Raw genomic sequence first — 17,428 nt, forward strand, 5'->3', positions numbered from 1 at the left:
ATCCGATGGAAATGAAGTGCCGACTCGTACCTGTGTAGGCGAGTCTGGAAGATGAACAGGATTTTATATTATTTTTGATTAACAGGTGATATACAGATTGTACGTTCGCTCAAAAAACAACCGCCTGAGAGTGATTTAACCAACAGGTGACGGTGTACAGACGCAAAAAAAGCCCCTGCTTCAGGGGCTTTTTTTAGAACAAATTACGCTTCTTGCCAGCCAGCAAAAACCTCTTTGCTGTTTTTGTTGAGGATAACTTTATTGTCATCCACTTTATCCACCCACGCCAGCGGAATAAAATGGTGTTTACCACCCGCTTCCGGGTCGCTTTTAGATAGCTTAATCCGATCCTGATCGTCAAGGTGATCGACAACACCAACATGAGTACCGCAGCTCGCTACAACCTGAGTATGGTCTTTAATTTCGCTTTTATTAATCATAAAATACCTTTTGTTGGTTTATGTTTACGGAACCTTATAAAGCATAGACCAGAAATTCAGTTCTGCACGCGATGTTCGCATTTTGAAACAAATTGCCGTGATGTAAGCCCGTGCGGAATGTTTCAAATATTGGAATGAAATAGATGTGGAAATATTTTCTGGCGAACGTCAGAAAATGGGCGCAAATTTTCTCCAATTTATGATTCTATCAACTGTAATAATTTCCATCAGAAAATACGCAGAGCGGGAAATTACCCGCCCCGCACTTTTGTTATACCAGGGAATTAAGTTCCTCAATAATCTCTGAAGATAACGTTATTTCACCTGCTGCCAGGTTCTCATGCAAATGTGTTACCGAACTGGTGCCCGGGATCAGCAGAATATTGTCTGAGCGCTGTAGCAAAAACGCCAGGGCCAGTTGCATAGGTGTCACGTGATGACGCGCAGCCAGGTCATTGAGTTTCGATGACTGAATAGGCGTAAACCCGCCCAGCGGGAAGAACGGCACATAAGCAATGCCCTTAGCCGCTAATGCATCAATCATTTCGTCATCATGCCGGTGCACCAGGTTGTAATGGTTTTGCACACAGACAACTTTACAGATTTTTTGTGCTTCTTCGATCTGCGTCATCGTCACGTTACTTAAGCCAATGTGACGTACCAGTCCCTGTTGTTGGAGCTCTGCCAGTACGCTCAGCGGTGCTTCAAGTGAACCTTCTTCCGGCTGGTGAGTACCGAACATCAGACGCAGGTTGACCACGTCAAGTTGCTCAAGGCCCAGATTGGTCAGGTTATCTTCAACCGCCTGGCGCAATTCCTGCGCAGAAAAGGCTGGCAGCCAGTTGGCTTTGTCATCGCGGCGTGCGCCAATTTTGGTCACAATAACCAAATCGTCTGCGTAGGGGGATAAGGTGTCGCGAATAAGCTGATTGGTCACATGTGGACCATAAAAATCGCTGGTATCAATATGATTAACACCTGCCGCCAGGGCCGCACGTAAAACCTCGCGGGCTGCATCGATGTCTTTTGGCGGACCAAATACTCCCGGCCCTGCCAGCTGCATAGCGCCATAACCAATGCGTTTTACCTGACGATCGCCGAGTGTGAAGCTGTGATCACGTTTTGTCTGCATGGGAGTTTGTCCTTTACACGGAATGAAATGACACAATAACCTCTTATTCCAGTGGTGATAATATACGGCACAATACGGACAGGGTGTACGAAAAAGCAAACAAATATGAATTCAGCTGGGGCGCAGGTTGACGTCGCGGTGGGACGGTTGAAGAGATGACAAAGCTTCGATTATGCCCGCAACGCGGCGGGCACGCTTATTAAGTAACATGAAACGTAAATTACGCCGCCGCGCTTCTGGACTGCGTCGCCAGATAACCGGCCCACAGGCTGGCAATCCATTTCACCCCTTTTGCAGTAAAACGCGCCTGCGAAAAGGTATGCTGGTTTTCACCCACGCCCGAACGCAGCGTAAAATAGCCAGCCTGCGCATGATGATGATGTGGGGTCAGTACGCCATTCACCCGGTACATAATATTGCGTTCCAGCAAGAACTGGCGAAACTCGGTTTCTTTAGCCCTGAGCATTTTGCACAGCTGACGAAAACCGAGAGAATCTTCAACCTGCACGTAGCGATCGAAAAACTCCGCTTTTGGCACTGAAAGTGCCAGCCGTTGCTCGGCTATCTGGCGCTGCTCATACTGTTCGGCCCAGGCACGCGCCGCAGTCGCGGGGTTAGTGAAATCGGGCAGATTGTCGCGCTTTTCACGCTCCTGCCAGCGGTCCAGCATTTCGGCTGTAAATCCCGGAGACAAACGTGCTACAGCGAGAAGCGAATCGCGTTTATTCAGGAAAAACTCCTGGTACGTTTCGCCTTCACGCTCATAAAGACTCACCGTAACGGGCTGAGTAAAACGTTGTGCCGTCTCCAGCCCATTAATAATACGTTTTACTTCGCCATGAGTAATACCGGTCAGGGTAGCAATTTCACGGCTACTCATCAGGGAAGACTGGTCAAGGGTCCGTTGGCTATCAAACGTAATCATCATAGGTTCACCACTCACTCACTTACAACACCCACGCGGGTAGTTGAAATAGTATACAATGCACTGGTTAAATATCCAGTTCTTTTTTTGAGCGGTTTAGGCCATGTGAACGTTCATGAGCTGTCAGATCGTGTTCCCCTCATTCTGGAGGATAGAGACAATGTTATCCGGGAAAACGGTCTCGGTGGTCCGGGCAAGCGCCTGGCGATCCCACCATTTATAACGGCTGATCACCTGCTTCTCGTTCAGGCTCCAGCGATCGCTACTCACATCGTGATCGGATATTCTAATGATATAGAACCGTTCTATGGCCAGCACCTGTTCGCCGCTGGGCAATAGCATTGAGAATGAACGCTGAGCCACAGCCGGGCCTGGATGACGAGCAATAATTCCGGTCTCTTCATAAAGCTCTCTGATCGCAGCTTGCTCAAAGCTTTCCCCCTCCTCCACTGCACCACCGGGCGTTGCCCAGTAGGCGCGGCCTTGCAGCGCATCATTAGTATGAGTAAAGCGAAAAAGAAGGATTTGTTCTGCGGCATTGACGATCAGTAAGCGGGCAGAAGGTCGCTCTCTCATGGCGCAGTCATCCGTAACGTCGATGGCGGTAGGTCTGAGTTCCTGCATAGGCCCCTCAACATGATCATGTAAGCTGATAGTTTTTATCCGGCAGTCGTTTTTGCGGGATGTCGGTTTCATCGTTCATTTGCAGGAGATCAATCTCCATCGCATTGCAGATAGCGTCCAGCGGGAGATCGTTATTTTCCAGTCCGAAAGGATCTTCAAGTTCTTCGGCCAGTGCATCCAGAGAAATAAACGTATAGGAAATCAGCACCGAAATAAATGGCGTCATATAGTGCAGATCGACGACCAGCGCGAACGGTAGCAAAATACAGAAAATGTAAACGGTACGGTGCAGAATAAGAGTATAAGCGAAAGGGATTGGCGTATTAGCAATACGCTCGCAGCCTGCCAGCACGGCGGACATATCGTTCAGCCGATTATTCAGGCTATGAAAAAGGATGTCGGAAAGATCGCCGCTGCGGCGGCGCACGGCCAGCCACTCCCCCATCAGCAGCAAAATACGGTTTGCCGGTGAATGTGAAAAAAGCACCTGCTGAAGTTGATGCGCCGGTAAGAATGACGCTAACGTATTTTCCTGCGGTAAACGGCGAAGCGTCATGCGCAATGAATGGGCAAAAGCAATTTGCAGGCGAACAAATTCTCCGAGTCGCGCATCTTCGGGTAAGGTGTTTTTGACTTCGCGAAATAACGAGCGAGCCGCTATCATCAACTGCCCCCAAAGCTGTCGTGCTTCGACAAAGCGTGAGTAACTGGCATTGTTGCGAAAGCCGAGAAAGATGGCGATAGCGACGCCGAGAATGCTAAAAGGCGCGACGGTGAGTTTAATGCCTAACGAGGTATACCACGGCAGCATCACGATCACGGCAATGGAAAGCAGGAAGTTAAGTAGCAGTCGGGAAATAACTTTTGAAAGCACTGAGCCGTGCCAGACAAAAATGAGCGCCAGCCAGTGTTGTTGCGGTCTTATGATCATTTTGGATTTTTTTGCAGGTGAATAACTAGAGAATTAAACGTGATTGTCATCACACTTTCAAGCAAGAGCCCGCTTTTATTACTGATTGAATTTTACAGGTACTATGGTTCAAGTTGGTGTGTATTATTATAAGGTATTTGTATGTTGTAACTAATAAAACTCCTGATAAACCCGGCTAAAAGCCGGGCTGATTATTTAGCAAAGCGGTTGTACTGCGTCGCGCATTCCTTTAGACAAGATGGCATCCAAATCTGCTGTCACCTGCGTCACCAGTCCAGGCACCTGCGTGAGATCCTGCTCCCAGTGGTCGCTGACGCTAAGAACCGAGCTAACCAGCTCAGCGGTCGTGATTTGCTGGTCACGGTGCTTCGCCCACAGCTGCTGATAAGACTCAAGCCAGTGTGCATCATCCTGTACAGGATAACCTTCACCGTTGCGCTCCCCACGATAAAACGCAATCAATGCCGCTAACGCAAACGTCAGACGGGCCGGTAATTTACCCGACGTGTTCTGCCCTTTCAGTAGCTGCGGCAGAATACGCGTGCGGTATTTGGTCATGCCATTTAGCGCAATAGACAGCAGCTGATGCTTGATATACGGGTTGCGGAAACGGCCTGTTACTGCGCTGGCGAACGATTCCAGTTCATCGCGCGGTAAATCAAGTACCGGGATGATTTCTTCGTAAATGGCTTTCTCGACAAACGCGCAGATGTCGCGATCGTTCATCGCCTCGCCGACCGTATCCAGACCCGCTTGCCAGGCGACCGGGACCAGCGCGGTATGCGCACCATTGAGAATCGCCACTTTACGTTCTTTATACGGTTTGATGTCGTCAACAATAAGTACGTTAAGCGGATATTTATCCAGGCGCAGCTCGGACGCCAGTGATTTAGGTCCCTGGATCACGAACAAATAGAAATGCTCGGCGGTGTCCAGGAAGCCATCTTTATAGCCCAAATCAGCTTCAAGCTGTGCAACTTCATCACGCGGATAACCGGTAACAATACGGTCTACCAGCGTGGAACAGAAGGAAGTAGACTCATTCAGCCAGGTGGTGAATTCAGCAGGCAGCGCCCACTCCTGCGCGTAGCGCAGCACCAGTTCCTGCAATGCTTCACCATTATAATCAATCAATTCGCAAGGAATGATGATCCAGCCTTTGTCCGCCGCGCCGTTGAAGTGGCTAAAGCGCTCAAAAAGCAGACGCGTCAGCTTTGCCGGATAGCTTACTGCGGGGGCATCCTCAAACTTATCGCCAGCATGGTAACTAATGCCCGCTTCGGTGGTGTTCGAAAATACAAAGCGTATCTCCGGGTTATGCGCCAGTTTAAGAAACTCATCGTACTGTGTATAAACGCTGATTTCGCGATTAACCGAACGGATAAGACGCGCATCGCTGACCGCCTCCCCCTGCTCATTAAGTCCACGAATGATAGTAGTATACAACCCATCCTGAGTGCTTAACGACGGCGGAAAATCACTTTTAATCGGACGGACAATCACCACACCGGCATTGAGGTCGGTGTTTTCATTCAGGAGATCGATCTGCCAGTCAATGAAGGCGCGCAGGAAGTTGCCCTCACCAAACTGAATGATACGTTCAGGATAGTTTGCTCCGGGGAAATCACGACGGTTCAGCGTTTTCACGATAGGGTCCTTTTTTAATTAATCATACAACTCAGTAGAATTGGTCCAATAACTTAACAGACTTTAAAACCAATAAAACCCTGTTTTGATCAAATCGTGACGCTATAGTAAAAAAAATTTACATTTGCTTATAGAAGACGCTGGTTGCGGTCAGAGCGCCATCCGGCATCAGGGCATAATCGGGAATTTCGCCGGCTTTGCGCCAGCCGCAGCGTTGATAGAACGTCTCCGCCCCGCTTCCTGTCGCGGTGTCCAGCACTAACAGCGTTTTATGATGCTCTTGCGCCAGCAATTCAAGGGCTGACATCAATCTGGCGGCCACGCCCTGCCGTCGCGCGCGCTCGTGGACGAGTAATTTGGCAACGTCCGCGCGATGCGGCTGGTTCTCGGGCTGATCGATAATAAGCTGAACGGTACCAACGGGCTGTTGACGGGCATCCAGCGCCACCAGTAACAGCCGCTCCTGTGCTTCCACGCTGTCGGCAATAGTTCTCCACCAGGCCCGCAGGACGTTGGGCTGGCAGGGAAGCATAAAACTGACGGAAGCCCCGCCATTAATACAGTTCTCAAGAATGTCGGTGAGGGCGTCGAGATGAAGCAGAATATCGTTACGTGAAAAGGTATGCAGCGAAATTGATGTAGCCATACGTACTCCTAGTAAATGACCACATCACTATTATTTTAACAAACTAATTACACAAGCTTTTCTCTCATAGGAATTAATGATGTTAGCGGCCTTTGCCTTCTTGCTTATTTTTCATGGTATACATCTTTTGATCGGCTGTTCGTAGCCATTCCTGAAGGGTTGAGCCATTCTGGTCAAATTCAGTTACCCCCCATGAAAAGGCAAGCTTCCAGGGCTTGCCGGACGTCTGGTTAAAGGCTTCCGCTTCTTCAACCAGATGCTGCATTGCAATCCAGGCGCCGTTTTCGTCAGTGTCGGAAAAAAGAATGGCAAACTCATCACCGCTGTAACGCACGGTAAGATCGGTATCGCGGAATGAAGTCTTCAGTAGCATCGCCATGGTTTTTAATGCAGCATCCCCTTCCGCATGGCCCCAGCGATCGTTTATTTTCTTGAAACCATCGAGATCGAGCCAGCCCAGCGTCAGCGGCACCGCGCGCCGTGCGGCGGAACGAATGGCATAATCTGCGAGGTTATTAAAACCACGGCGATTGAACAGCCCGGTCAGTTCGTCAGTGGTGGCTGCATTGATGGCGGCAAATTCGCCTTCGACAATAGCTGCCAGATCTTTGAGCATGTCGAGATCGCTATGGCTGAAGGTTCTGGGCTGTCGGTCTACCAGACAAAAAGCGCCCGCGACCGCCCCATCAGGCAGGCGCAGCGGATACCCGGCGTAAAAACGCACGTGCGCATCCCCTTCCACCAGCGGATTATCGGCAAAACGCACATCCTGCGTAGCATCCGTTACCACCAGCGGCGATTCGCTGAGAATGGCATGCCCACAAAATGAAATAGTGCGCGGTAAGGTGGTGATATCGATGCCGTCATGGGATTTGAAGATTAGTACGTCTTCATCCACCAGCGTTACCAGCGCAACAGGAATATCAAACAGGCGCTTTGCAAGACGGGTCAGACGGTCAAAGCGCTGCGGATCGCCGGATTCAAGGATCCCAGACTCATGTAGCGAGGCAAGGCGTTGCGGTTCGTTCACAGGTATGGCCGGACTCTTCATTGCATCTCCTTTTATCATTGATACTTCAGTCTATGCCAGCGCAGCGAATTCATCAGTGCGCATAGATACGATTTTTCCCTTCGCGTTTGGCCTGGTAAAGCGCATCATCGGCGGCCTTTAGCCAGTCGGTAGAGGACATCATCTCTTTCGTGGCCTGCGCAATCCCGATACTGAGCGTTAAAGAGAGGGTGTTATCAGGCAAAACCGTCATCACCGACACTGCTTCCATAATTCGCCTGGCGATGTTTTTTGCCTCGTCATCGGGCGTCTCCGGCAGCAGGATCACAAACTCATCGCCCCCCAGACGTGCCGGGGTATCCGTTTTACGGGTAGCGACATGCAATATTTGTGACACTGTCACTAAAAGAGAGTCGCCGACTTCATGCCCGTAGCGATCGTTAACCTCTTTGAAATTGTCGATATCGATAAACATCAACGCCGAGTGGTGGGTGTTATGCCGCAGCTTGATCAGTTCAAACTCAATTCTTTGCTCCAGCAAGCGACGATTAGCAATATCCAGCAGCGGATCCATCATCGCAATCCGCTCCAGCTCACGACTGTTTTTACGCAGTTTGCAGGCAATTGAATTGGTAAGCACGCTGAGTGCAAACACGTAAATAGCTATTAACGGTAGCGTGGCATACAACGTTGTTTGTGACACCACAGGCGAAAAGGGAAATCCCAGCGCCAGCCAGGTGATAGCAAATGCTCCGAGCATCACCGCCGCGCCTTTACGTAATAACGGAAAGCCGCCTGCAGACACCCGGTCAGACATTAAAATGGTTGCAATCACCACCGACGGCAGAAGATTCACCGCCATCATGGCGATCCAGAAACCGCCCGCTACAGTGTCGAAAATAAGGTTATGATGTTCTTTATCCAGCGGGAGGGCAGCGTTTTTAGCCCGAAGATAAGCAACTATCGGCCAGATAAAGGCATTGGCTGCCAGTAAAACCAGCAGCCAGCCAGGACGGTCAAGTTCGACCAGAACGGAGAGAACCGGAAAGAAGCACAGCAGCGTGCCAAGCGTGCGCATCAGATACATGCGTCTGACAAATCTGGCACAGGTAACCCGCTCATTCTTTATTAGCTTGTCAGATTCGTTCATGACACGATTTTCCGCTGCCTATGCAGACTTATCTTATTGACGATAAAAGCCGGTAGCAAGTGATTTAGCACTTCTTAGCGTTCGATTAACCTATTTTAAACAATAGCATTTATTAGTGTTAACGAGGCGGATTCATCTGGATCACAAGCCAGTGGAAAATGACCTGCACAACATAGGCCTGCTGCTCGTCAGAAAGCGCCTGATGCTGAGGGATGTTATGCCATTTTTCCAGACAGCCGCGACAGCAGGTCGCGGTGGCATGCTGCGCAATGAACACGGGATGCCCGCGCAAAGGAGTCTGTTTGCCGTCATTCAACGGCTCGGCGGGGGCCAGACGGCGGGCAACGAAGTCAGCCGCATGCTGGCTGACGGTTTCCGCGCCTTTATCCAGACAATATTGTCGCTCCTTCTGACCCAGGCGGAAGCGGGAGCGAAAGGTTGAACGCGCCAGGCGTGCAAAAAGCGTATCAAAACGATTCATTAAAATACCGAATGTCCGGGCTGCTGCGTCAGCTTTTCCAGCGCCGCCACGCCAGACACAGAATTACCGGTGCCATCCAGCTCCGGACTCCAGACGGCAATGGCCATCTCATGAGGCACAATGGCCACAATACCGCCTCCGACACCTGATTTTGCAGGCAGTCCCACGCGCCAGGCAAACTCACCGGAGCTCTGGTACATGCCGCTGGTCGCCATCAGGGCATTAACCTGCCGCGACTGGAGCGGCGTGATCACCGGTTCATTCAGGTGCGGCGCCATTCCCTTATCCGCAAGGAATAAAAAGGTTCGCGCCAGCTCCACGCAGCTCATTTTCAGCGCGCAGTAATGGAAATAGTTTTGCAGCACGGTCGGAACATCATTATGAAAATTGCCAAAAGACTTCATCAGCCAGGCGATTGCCGCGTTACGGGCGGAATGTTCGAACTCAGAGCGTGCGACCACGCTGTCGTAGCTGATATCTGCCGCGCCGCTGAGTTGACGGACAATTTCCAGCATCCGCTGTCGCGGTGCGCTCAGGCGACTTTGTAGCATATCGCATACCACCAGCGCTCCGGCATTAATGAACGGATTACGCGGTTTCCCCTGTTCAAGCTCCAGCTGCACCAGCGAATTAAACGGTTGTCCGGAGGGATCTTTACCCACCCGCTGCCAGATCTCGTCTTCAGGATAGTGGTTCATCGCCACAATCAGACTGAGCACTTTAGAGATAGACTGGATCGAGAACCGTTCACTGGCATCACCGGCGGCAAAATGCTGCCCCTCAACGGTGCTAATCGCTATACCCAGTTTGTGTGGGTTAACGGCAGCCAGTGCCGGAATATAATCCGCCACCTTCCCCTGACCGATTAACGGTCTGACGTCGGCCAGAATGGATTCAAGTAACGTTGTTGTGATGACCTTTGCCACCTGTTGCTCCTTGTCGCAGGCCATTTTCGGCCTGCGAGTATATCAGAGCTGAATATCAGACGTCAGGCTGGAAGCCGAAAACGCGTGACCGCCAGCGTAAGCTGCTGCGAGTCATCCTGAAGTTGCTGTGAAGCCTGCGAGGCGTGAGTGACCAAATCGCCGGTCTGGCGTGCGACGAGGTTAAGCGCATGCAGCTGACGGGTCATCTGATGAATGCTTTCTCCCTGGCTCAGCGTGGCCTGCGAGATATCGCTCAGCAGACTACTGAGTTTGCCGACCAGTCCCGTGACCTGCTGGAGATTATCCTCAAGCCGGGTCACCGCTTTGGATCCGTCGGTGATCCCCTGAAGGGAATGATTAATCAGTTGCTGGATGGTCTGGGTGGAATGACTGCTTTTACGCGCCAGCAGACCTACCTCTTTTGCCACCACGGCAAAGCCGCGCCCCTGCTCACCGGCGTGTGCCGCCTCTATGGCCGCATTGAGCGCCAGAATATTGGTCTGGAAGGCAACGTTATCAATCATCGCCACAATGCCACGCATCTCAGCGGATCGCTCGACGATTTCCCGCATCGACTGATTGACCGTTTCCATCATCCGGTCACCGCCCGCCGCCACCTGACGCGCTTCGTCCGCTCGCAGACTTGCCTGCTGTGCGTAGCCGGTATTGCCCTCTACATGTGATTCAAGCGTGGCAATATGGGTAGTAACGCCATCCAGTTCCCGCGTCTGCTTTACCGACTGCTGATAAAGCGCCTGATTCCCTTCCGCCAGACGATGAATATTGCCTACCATTGAGGCCGTGGCATCATTGACCTGGATCACCAGCTGCTGAAGACCTGTTTGCATTTCACCAATACTCTGGCTGAGCTGATTAATCTCCCGGTTGAATCGACGTACCGGCGGCAGCGGCGCGGAGAGATCGCCCGCCGCCAGACGATTGATATGCGCAATCAGCCGTCGCAGCGGCACAATCACCCAGCGCGACATGCCGGTCCAGACCGCCACCGCAATAATCAACAGCAGGGCTGGCGCGAGCAGAAAAAGCGTTTGCAGTGACGCCAGACTGGTCATCAACGCCTGACGCCCTTCTCCCGCACGCTGCTCACTGGCTTGCTGAAAGCGGGCGTAGTTCTCGTTAAAATCCGCCTGAAAGGCCTGCACCGGCACGGCAAAGAAAGCATCGATAGACTGGTTTTTCCCCAGCGCATCGGCCTGTTCTTTGATGGCACTATAAAATAGCTGGTAACTATTGATGAGACCGTCATCACCGGGCGGATTGAGTGCCTGCCACGCCTGCCAGGCTTTTTGCGAATGTGCCAGCGCGTTTTGCGCCTCATCAAGCAAGCCGTTCCAGCTCCCTACCGAGCCGGTATCACGATCCTGCATAAACCAGACGCCAGCCCGGTTCAGTAAATCACTGGCCGTCAACAGGGCTACCCGCGCCTCATCGACGTTGACCTGCTGGAGATGGGTTTGCTGATTGCGCTGTTCATTCTGCCGCGCGCTTTGCAGCGAATGCGACAATAACAGCGAGGATGAGATTTGCAGCGCCGAAAAAAGGCCGATGATACAAAGCATTCCCGCCAGCAAACCAAACTGGCGGGGGATAACACGCTGTGCATGGCGGCGAAGAATTTGAGTTAAGTTCATAATTTTCATCTATAACAACAGGTTACGCGCGATTGTAGGAGATGAAAATGACAATGCCATGACAGTAGTGTGACAGACGCTAGCGGCGATCTTTCCACACGGTCTGAACGTTACAGAATTCCCGCAGACCAAAGTGCGACAGTTCGCGGCCAAACCCGCTTTTCTTCACGCCGCCGAAAGCCACGCGCGCATCACTGGCGCTGAAGCCATTAATAAACACGCCGCCGCACTCCAGATTTTCAGCAAAATAGCGCGCTTTTTCTTCACTGGCCGTCATAACGGTAGCAGAGAGGCCAAACTCACTATCGTTGGCCAGCGCCAGCGCGTGTCCTGCATCGCGAGCGATGGTGATGGCCGCCACCGGGCCGAACAGTTCTTCCCGAAAGGCAGTCATATCAGCGGTAACATTCCCCAGCACCGTCGCCGGATAATAATTACCCTCGCCCGCCATTTTTTCGCCGCCCAGTAATAAGGTTGCGCCCTGCTCCAGCGTATTTAATACCTGCTGATGTAGCTCATCGCGCAGATCAAAACGCGCCATCGGACCGAGATCGTTGTGCTCAAGGGTAGGATCGCCCATTTTAAGCTGCGCCACGGCTGCCACAAAACGGTCAGTAAACGCCTGTGCAATATCTGCTTCAACAATAAAACGTTTGGCCGCCGCGCAAACCTGCCCGGTATTCTGATAGCGCCCGGCCACGGCGGCACGAACTGCCAGATCCAGATCGGCATCATTAAGGACAATAAAAGGGTCCGAGCCGCCGAGTTCGAGCACGCATTTTTTCAGCGCGGCCCCTGCCTGTGCGCCAATCGCTTTGCCCGCGCGCACACTGCCGGTCACGGTGACGGCGGCAATACGCGGATCGTTAATCGCCTGCGTCACGCCGTCATTGGTTGCATTAATCCAGCCAAACACGCCCGGCGCGATGCCCGCTTCATCAAAGGCCTGTTGAATAAGCGCGGCACAGCCTGACACGTTGGGCGCGTGTTTTAACAGATAGCTGTTGCCCGCCAGCAGGATCGGCACCGCGCCACGCAGCACCTGCCAGAGCGGAAAGTTCCACGGCATTACCGCCAGCACCGGCCCCAGCGGACGGTATTCAATGACCGCCTGACCACCAGCAACCTGGGTTGATTCAGTGGCCAGCATCGCCGGGCCATGCTCAGCGTACCAGTCACACAAATCGGCGGATTTGTCCACCTCAGCGCGAGCCTGCACAATAGGCTTGCCCATTTCACGGCAGATCGACTGGGCCATCTCTTCGCGTCGTCCACGCAAAGCCGCACCCAGCTCGCGCAGTTTTTCCGCCCGATCGTGAACGGTATTGCCCCGCCACTGACGGTAGCCCTGCGATGCCTGTTCAATGGCATTCTCCACGTCTTCGGGCGTTGCCCACGGCAAAGAAGCCATGGTATGCCCGTTGGCCGGATTGACAGAAATAGCTTCATTTACAGGTGACGTCATGGCGTTCTCTCTTAACGAATATTTTAACAGGAGGCTATTCTGCTACACTCACACCTTCCTTAAAAATGAATAATAATGACCATCTTATTCACAAAATGAGAAAAACATGGATTTAACCCAGCTTGAAATGTTCAATGCGGTGGCCCTGACGGGCAGCATTACCCAGGCGGCGCAGCAGGTGCATCGTGTGCCGTCAAACCTGACAACCCGCATTCGCCAGCTGGAGGCCGATCTTGGCGTCGAGCTGTTTATTCGCGAGAATCAGCGTTTGCGTCTGTCGCCCGCCGGGCACAGTTTTTTACGTTACAGCCAGCAAATTCTCGACCTGGTGGACGAGGCGCGCCGGGTGATCGCCGGTGATGAGCCGCAGGGGCTGTTCTCGCTGGGTTCACTGGAAAGCACCGCCGCCGTGCGCATTCCGGCGACGCTTGCGCAGTACACTCAACGTTACCCGAAAATCCAGTTTGATCTGGCGACCGGCCCCTCGGGAACCATGCTGGATGGCGTGCTGGCCGGCACGCTGAGCGCGGCGTTTGTCGACGGTCCGGTTGTCCACCCGACGCTTGAGGGGATGCCGGTTTATCAGGAGGAGATGATGATTGTCGCCCCGGACGGCCACGCCCCCATCGCGCGTGCCAGAGACGTTAACGGCGTCAATATTTACGCCTTCCGCGCTAACTGCTCGTACCGACGCCATTTTGAGAACTGGTTTCACGCCGACCAGGCCACACCGGGCAGAATACATGAGATGGAGTCATATCATGGGATGCTGGCCTGCGTGATTGCCGGCGCGGGCCTGGCGTTGATCCCGCGTTCAATGCTGGAAGCCATGCCGGGTAGCCATCAGGTAGCCGCCTGGCCGCTGGCAGAAAACTGGCGCTGGCTGACCACCTGGCTGGTATGGCGTCGCGGCGGAATGACGCGTTCACTGGAAGCCTTCACAGAGATGGTAAAAGAGACGTTACCAGAAGCGCAGCCATAGGATTATCATATAGATAACGCAGGTGGTTGCGTTAATGCCGGTTCCGGCAGTAGGTTACTTTTTTGTTTTCACGTTAAACGGATAACCATGAACACTAAAGCACGTAAAGTGATGATTATCGGATCGGGTAATGTTGGTGCGTCTGCCGCCTATGCCCTGTTGAATCAGTCAATTTGTGAAGAGTTGATTTTAGTCGATTTAAATAAGCCGCTGGTCGAAGGTCATGTGCAGGATCTCAGCGATGCAGCCGCTTATATGCCCGGCATGGTAACCCTCTCCACGCGCGACGTCAGTGATTGTGCGGATGTCGATATCGCCGTCATTACCGTATCTGGCGGCGCACTGAAGCCAGGACAGACGCGTCTTGATGAGCTGACTAACACCGCAAAAATCGTGAAGAGTATCGTCCCGCAAATGATGGCGGGCGGCTTTAGCGGTATTTTCCTTATCGCCACCAACCCGTGCGATATCATTACCTGGCAGGTATGGAAACTGTCCGGCCTGCCGCGAAGCCAGGTCATCGGCACCGGCGTCTGGCTGGATACCACCCGCCTGCGCCGGACGCTGGCACAGGAGCTGGATATCGGCGCACAAAGTATTGATGCTTTTATCCTCGGTGAGCATGGCGACACCCAGTTCCCGGTCTGGTCACACTCTTCTGTGTACGGTTCACCGATTAGCGATGTTTATCAGCGGCATACCGGCAAAACGCTCGACCGGGGGCTGCTGGCAGAGAAAGTCCGTAGACTGGGTTTCGAAATCTATGCCGGTAAAGGCTGCACAGAATACGGTATCGCCGGCACTATTGCTGAAATTTGTCGCAATATCTTTACCGGAAGCCATCGCGCGCTGGCGATCTCCTGCATTCTGGACGGCGAGTATGGGGTAAGCGATGTCGCGATTGGCGTGCCGGCCGTGCTGGCGCAAAGCGGCGTACAGCAGGTTATTGAGTTACATCTTGCCGATGACGAGCTGGAAAAATTCCGCCACTCGGCCAGCGTAATCAAGGCGAACATCGCCCGCCTGCCTTAATCATCATGGCCCTGCCAGCCCCTGTGCCGGCTGGCAGGATGCGACCTACCCGAGCATCAGCTTGCCCACAATATAGGTTTTCGCCTGCCCGCTCATCAAAACCCGGTCGCCTTTTAGCTCGCAACGAATATCGCCGCCACGGGCTGATACCTGGCGGGCAAACATGCGGTTTTTGTTCAGCTTCTGCGCCCAGTAAGGGATTAACATCGTGTGGGCCGAGCCGGTCACCGGATCTTCCCATACTGCCTCGCCAGGGGAGAAAAAGCGGCTGACGAAATCATACTCATTACCTCCCGGCGCGGTAATAGTGACTTTGTGCTCGCCCGGCACCATCGCGGCAATGTCAGGTTTAACCGCGTCAACCTGCTGGCGATCGGCCAGTTCGATCAACCATGCACGGCCTTTATGCGCCGCCTGGTATGACGTAATACCCAGCGCGCGCAGCAACGAGGCTGGCGGGGTTTGTGGTTCGGTGCGATCCGCCGGAAAATCCAGAGTCAGCCAGTCATCATTACGACTGACCGTCAGGGTGCCGGAAGCGGTATCGAACATAATCGCAGGTTGGGTATAGCCCCGGTGATTGAAGATCACATGCGCCGCAGCAAGCGTAGCATGGCCGCATAAATTGACTTCATTGCGGGTAGTAAACCAGCGCAGAGAAAATCGGTCATTCTGCGCAACAAAAAACGCCGTCTCAGACTGATTATGCTGCTGCGCCATCCTGAGCATGACCTCATCCGGCAACCAGTCAGTCAACGGGCAGACGGCAGCGGCATTCCCGCCAAAAGTGCGATCGCTGAACGCATCGACCATATAATAATCAATTAACTGCATGAACTTTCCTCTTATTGTTATCTCGTCACTACGCTGACACAGAGTCCCCCGATCGCACCAGCGTTAATCCAGACTATATCCAGCCTTTAATTTTTGACGGGTTAAATTGAGATCTGCGTCACAAAATGGTTGTATTTGCGTCAGCGATAGCTTTAAGATCATCTCCTCTTCTTCTGTACAACCAACCCAGATTATCTCTATGACAACGAATACTGTTTCACGCAAAGTGGCGTGGCTGCGGGTGGTTACGCTTGCCATTGCCGCGTTCATCTTTAATACCACGGAATTCGTACCGGTGGGTTTGCTGTCCGATATTGCGCAGAGCTTCGGCATGGAGACCGCCCAGGTCGGTATTATGCTGACGATCTACGCGTGGGTTGTTGCCCTGATGTCGCTGCCGTTTATGCTGCTGACCAGCCAGATGGAGCGACGTAAATTGCTTATTGGCTTATTCGTCCTGTTCATCGCCAGCCACGTTTTATCTTTTCTGGCGTGGAACTTCACCACCCTGATTATCAGCCGTATCGGGATTGCGTTTGCACATGCGGTATTCTGGTCGATAACCGCCTCGCTGGCTATTCGCCTTGCTCCGGCAGGAAAGCGGGCGCAGGCGCTGAGTCTGATCGCGACCGGGACCGCGCTGGCGATGGTGTTGGGTATTCCGATTGGCCGCATAGTGGGCCAGTATTTTGGCTGGCGCACCACCTTTTTTGCCATCGGAACCGGCGCGCTGGTCACCCTGCTCTGCCTGATCAAACTGCTGCCAAAATTGCCCAGCGAGCATTCAGGATCACTTAAAAGCCTGCCGCTGCTGTTCCGTCGTCCGGCGCTGATGAGCATCTACCTGTTAACGGTGGTGGTCGTGACCGCGCATTACACGGCGTACAGCTACATTGAGCCTTTTGTGCAAACCGTCGCCGGGCTGAGCGGAAATTTTGCTACCGTCCTGCTGCTGATCCTTGGAGGCTCCGGCATTCTCGGAAGCCTGCTGTTCGGCAAGCTGGGCAACCTGCACGCGTCGGCCCTGATTTCAGGTGCTATCGGCCTGCTATTTGTTTGCCTGCTCTTACTGGTTCCGTCGGCACAAAATGAAAACCATCTGGCTATTCTGAGCGTGTTCTGGGGCGTGGCAATTATGATTATCGGGCTTGGAATGCAGGTGAAAGTGCTGGCGCTGGCGCCGGATGCTACCGATGTCGCCATGTCGCTGTTCTCGGGCATTTTTAATATCGGTATCGGTGCCGGTGCGCTGGTGGGCAGTCAGGTAAGCAGCCATTTTTCGATGGCGGCCATCGGCTATGTCGGTGCGGTGCCGGCACTGGCCGCGCTGATCTGGGCGATCATTATTTTCCGCCGCTGGCCGATTTCACTGGAAGAACAAACGCAATAATCGCAGATTCACCGGGGCCGTCTGCCGGCCCCAAATCATCATTTCAATGAATAATAGCGTCTCTTTTTCATCCTTACTCATGTCTGCAACCTCCCTTCACTCAACATTAAAACCCTATAGCTGGCACGGGATTAACCGGGTTTTTAGCAAATCGTGGCATGA

Annotated in this window: 17 protein-coding genes; 3 read left to right on the forward strand and 14 right to left on the reverse strand. The window is 52.9% G+C overall.

Going from position 1 to position 17,428, the window contains the following annotated elements; all coding sequences use genetic code 11:
• Window positions 1-203: 203 nt before the first annotated feature.
• The 13 genes from P0H77_RS11180 to sad all read right to left on the reverse strand — a co-directional run bounded on the left by P0H77_RS11180 (window position 204) and on the right by sad (window position 13,028).
• Window positions 204-440 carry a DUF2171 domain-containing protein gene (locus P0H77_RS11180; RefSeq protein WP_276164951.1) on the reverse strand — a complete coding sequence of 79 codons (237 nt, stop codon included), beginning with the start codon at window positions 438-440 and terminating at the stop codon, window positions 204-206.
• A 271-nt stretch (window positions 441-711) separates the two neighbouring features.
• A complete protein-coding gene (locus P0H77_RS11185; protein WP_276164952.1) occupies window positions 712-1,572 on the reverse strand; it encodes an aldo/keto reductase family oxidoreductase in 861 nt (286 codons plus the stop codon).
• Window positions 1,573-1,792: 220 nt separating this feature from the next.
• Window positions 1,793-2,500: a phage antirepressor KilAC domain-containing protein gene (locus P0H77_RS11190; RefSeq protein WP_276164953.1), complete on the reverse strand. Its 708-nt coding sequence runs from the start codon at window positions 2,498-2,500 to the stop codon at window positions 1,793-1,795.
• 120 nt (window positions 2,501-2,620) lie between these two features.
• Window positions 2,621-3,073, reverse strand: coding sequence for an NUDIX domain-containing protein (locus tag P0H77_RS11195; protein WP_276165108.1), 453 nt, complete (start codon window positions 3,071-3,073; stop codon window positions 2,621-2,623).
• Window positions 3,074-3,137: 64 nt separating this feature from the next.
• Entirely contained in the window at window positions 3,138-4,052 is a 915-nt protein-coding gene (locus P0H77_RS11200) for a bestrophin family protein (RefSeq protein ID WP_276164954.1), read from the reverse strand.
• Between the two features lie 195 nt (window positions 4,053-4,247).
• Window positions 4,248-5,699 carry a tagaturonate reductase gene (locus tag P0H77_RS11205; protein WP_276164955.1) on the reverse strand — a complete coding sequence of 484 codons (1,452 nt, stop codon included), beginning with the start codon at window positions 5,697-5,699 and terminating at the stop codon, window positions 4,248-4,250.
• A 118-nt stretch (window positions 5,700-5,817) separates the two neighbouring features.
• Window positions 5,818-6,345, reverse strand: a complete 528-nt coding sequence (locus tag P0H77_RS11210; RefSeq protein WP_276164956.1) for a GNAT family N-acetyltransferase — start codon at window positions 6,343-6,345, stop codon at window positions 5,818-5,820.
• Between the two features lie 82 nt (window positions 6,346-6,427).
• The gene (locus P0H77_RS11215; RefSeq protein ID WP_276164957.1) at window positions 6,428-7,396 is read right to left on the reverse strand and encodes a sensor domain-containing diguanylate cyclase; all 969 of its coding nucleotides are present in this window, start codon (window positions 7,394-7,396) and stop codon (window positions 6,428-6,430) included.
• Between the two features lie 52 nt (window positions 7,397-7,448).
• Window positions 7,449-8,441, reverse strand: a complete 993-nt coding sequence (locus P0H77_RS11220; RefSeq protein WP_276165109.1) for a diguanylate cyclase — start codon at window positions 8,439-8,441, stop codon at window positions 7,449-7,451.
• Between the two features lie 181 nt (window positions 8,442-8,622).
• Window positions 8,623-8,985, reverse strand: coding sequence for a DUF4186 domain-containing protein (locus P0H77_RS11225; RefSeq protein WP_276164958.1), 363 nt, complete (start codon window positions 8,983-8,985; stop codon window positions 8,623-8,625).
• The gene (glsB, locus tag P0H77_RS11230; protein ID WP_276164959.1) at window positions 8,985-9,911 is read right to left on the reverse strand and encodes a glutaminase B; all 927 of its coding nucleotides are present in this window, start codon (window positions 9,909-9,911) and stop codon (window positions 8,985-8,987) included. The genes P0H77_RS11225 and glsB overlap by 1 nt, the downstream gene beginning before the upstream one ends.
• 62 nt (window positions 9,912-9,973) lie before the next feature.
• A complete protein-coding gene (locus tag P0H77_RS11235; protein ID WP_276164960.1) occupies window positions 9,974-11,563 on the reverse strand; it encodes a methyl-accepting chemotaxis protein in 1,590 nt (529 codons plus the stop codon).
• A gap of 79 nt (window positions 11,564-11,642) precedes the next feature.
• A complete protein-coding gene (sad, locus tag P0H77_RS11240) occupies window positions 11,643-13,028 on the reverse strand; it encodes a succinate-semialdehyde dehydrogenase (protein ID WP_276164961.1) in 1,386 nt (461 codons plus the stop codon).
• A 106-nt stretch (window positions 13,029-13,134) separates the two neighbouring features.
• On the opposite strand from sad, the gene P0H77_RS11245 reads away from it, so the two are divergent.
• Entirely contained in the window at window positions 13,135-14,010 is an 876-nt protein-coding gene (locus tag P0H77_RS11245) for a LysR family transcriptional regulator (RefSeq protein WP_276164962.1), read from the forward strand.
• Window positions 14,011-14,097: 87 nt separating this feature from the next.
• A complete protein-coding gene (locus P0H77_RS11250; protein WP_276164963.1) occupies window positions 14,098-15,042 on the forward strand; it encodes an L-lactate dehydrogenase in 945 nt (314 codons plus the stop codon).
• 45 nt (window positions 15,043-15,087) lie between these two features.
• Here P0H77_RS11250 and P0H77_RS11255 read toward each other — a convergent pair whose 3' ends face one another.
• Window positions 15,088-15,876, reverse strand: a complete 789-nt coding sequence (locus P0H77_RS11255) for a PhzF family phenazine biosynthesis protein (RefSeq protein ID WP_276164964.1) — start codon at window positions 15,874-15,876, stop codon at window positions 15,088-15,090.
• A 199-nt stretch (window positions 15,877-16,075) separates the two neighbouring features.
• On the opposite strand from P0H77_RS11255, the gene P0H77_RS11260 reads away from it, so the two are divergent.
• The gene (locus P0H77_RS11260) at window positions 16,076-17,266 is read left to right on the forward strand and encodes a sugar transporter (protein WP_276164965.1); all 1,191 of its coding nucleotides are present in this window, start codon (window positions 16,076-16,078) and stop codon (window positions 17,264-17,266) included.
• Window positions 17,267-17,428 lie beyond the last annotated feature (162 nt).

Origin of the sequence: Superficieibacter sp. HKU1, assembly GCF_029319185.1 — a bacterium.
Lineage (GTDB): Bacteria > Pseudomonadota > Gammaproteobacteria > Enterobacterales > Enterobacteriaceae > Superficieibacter.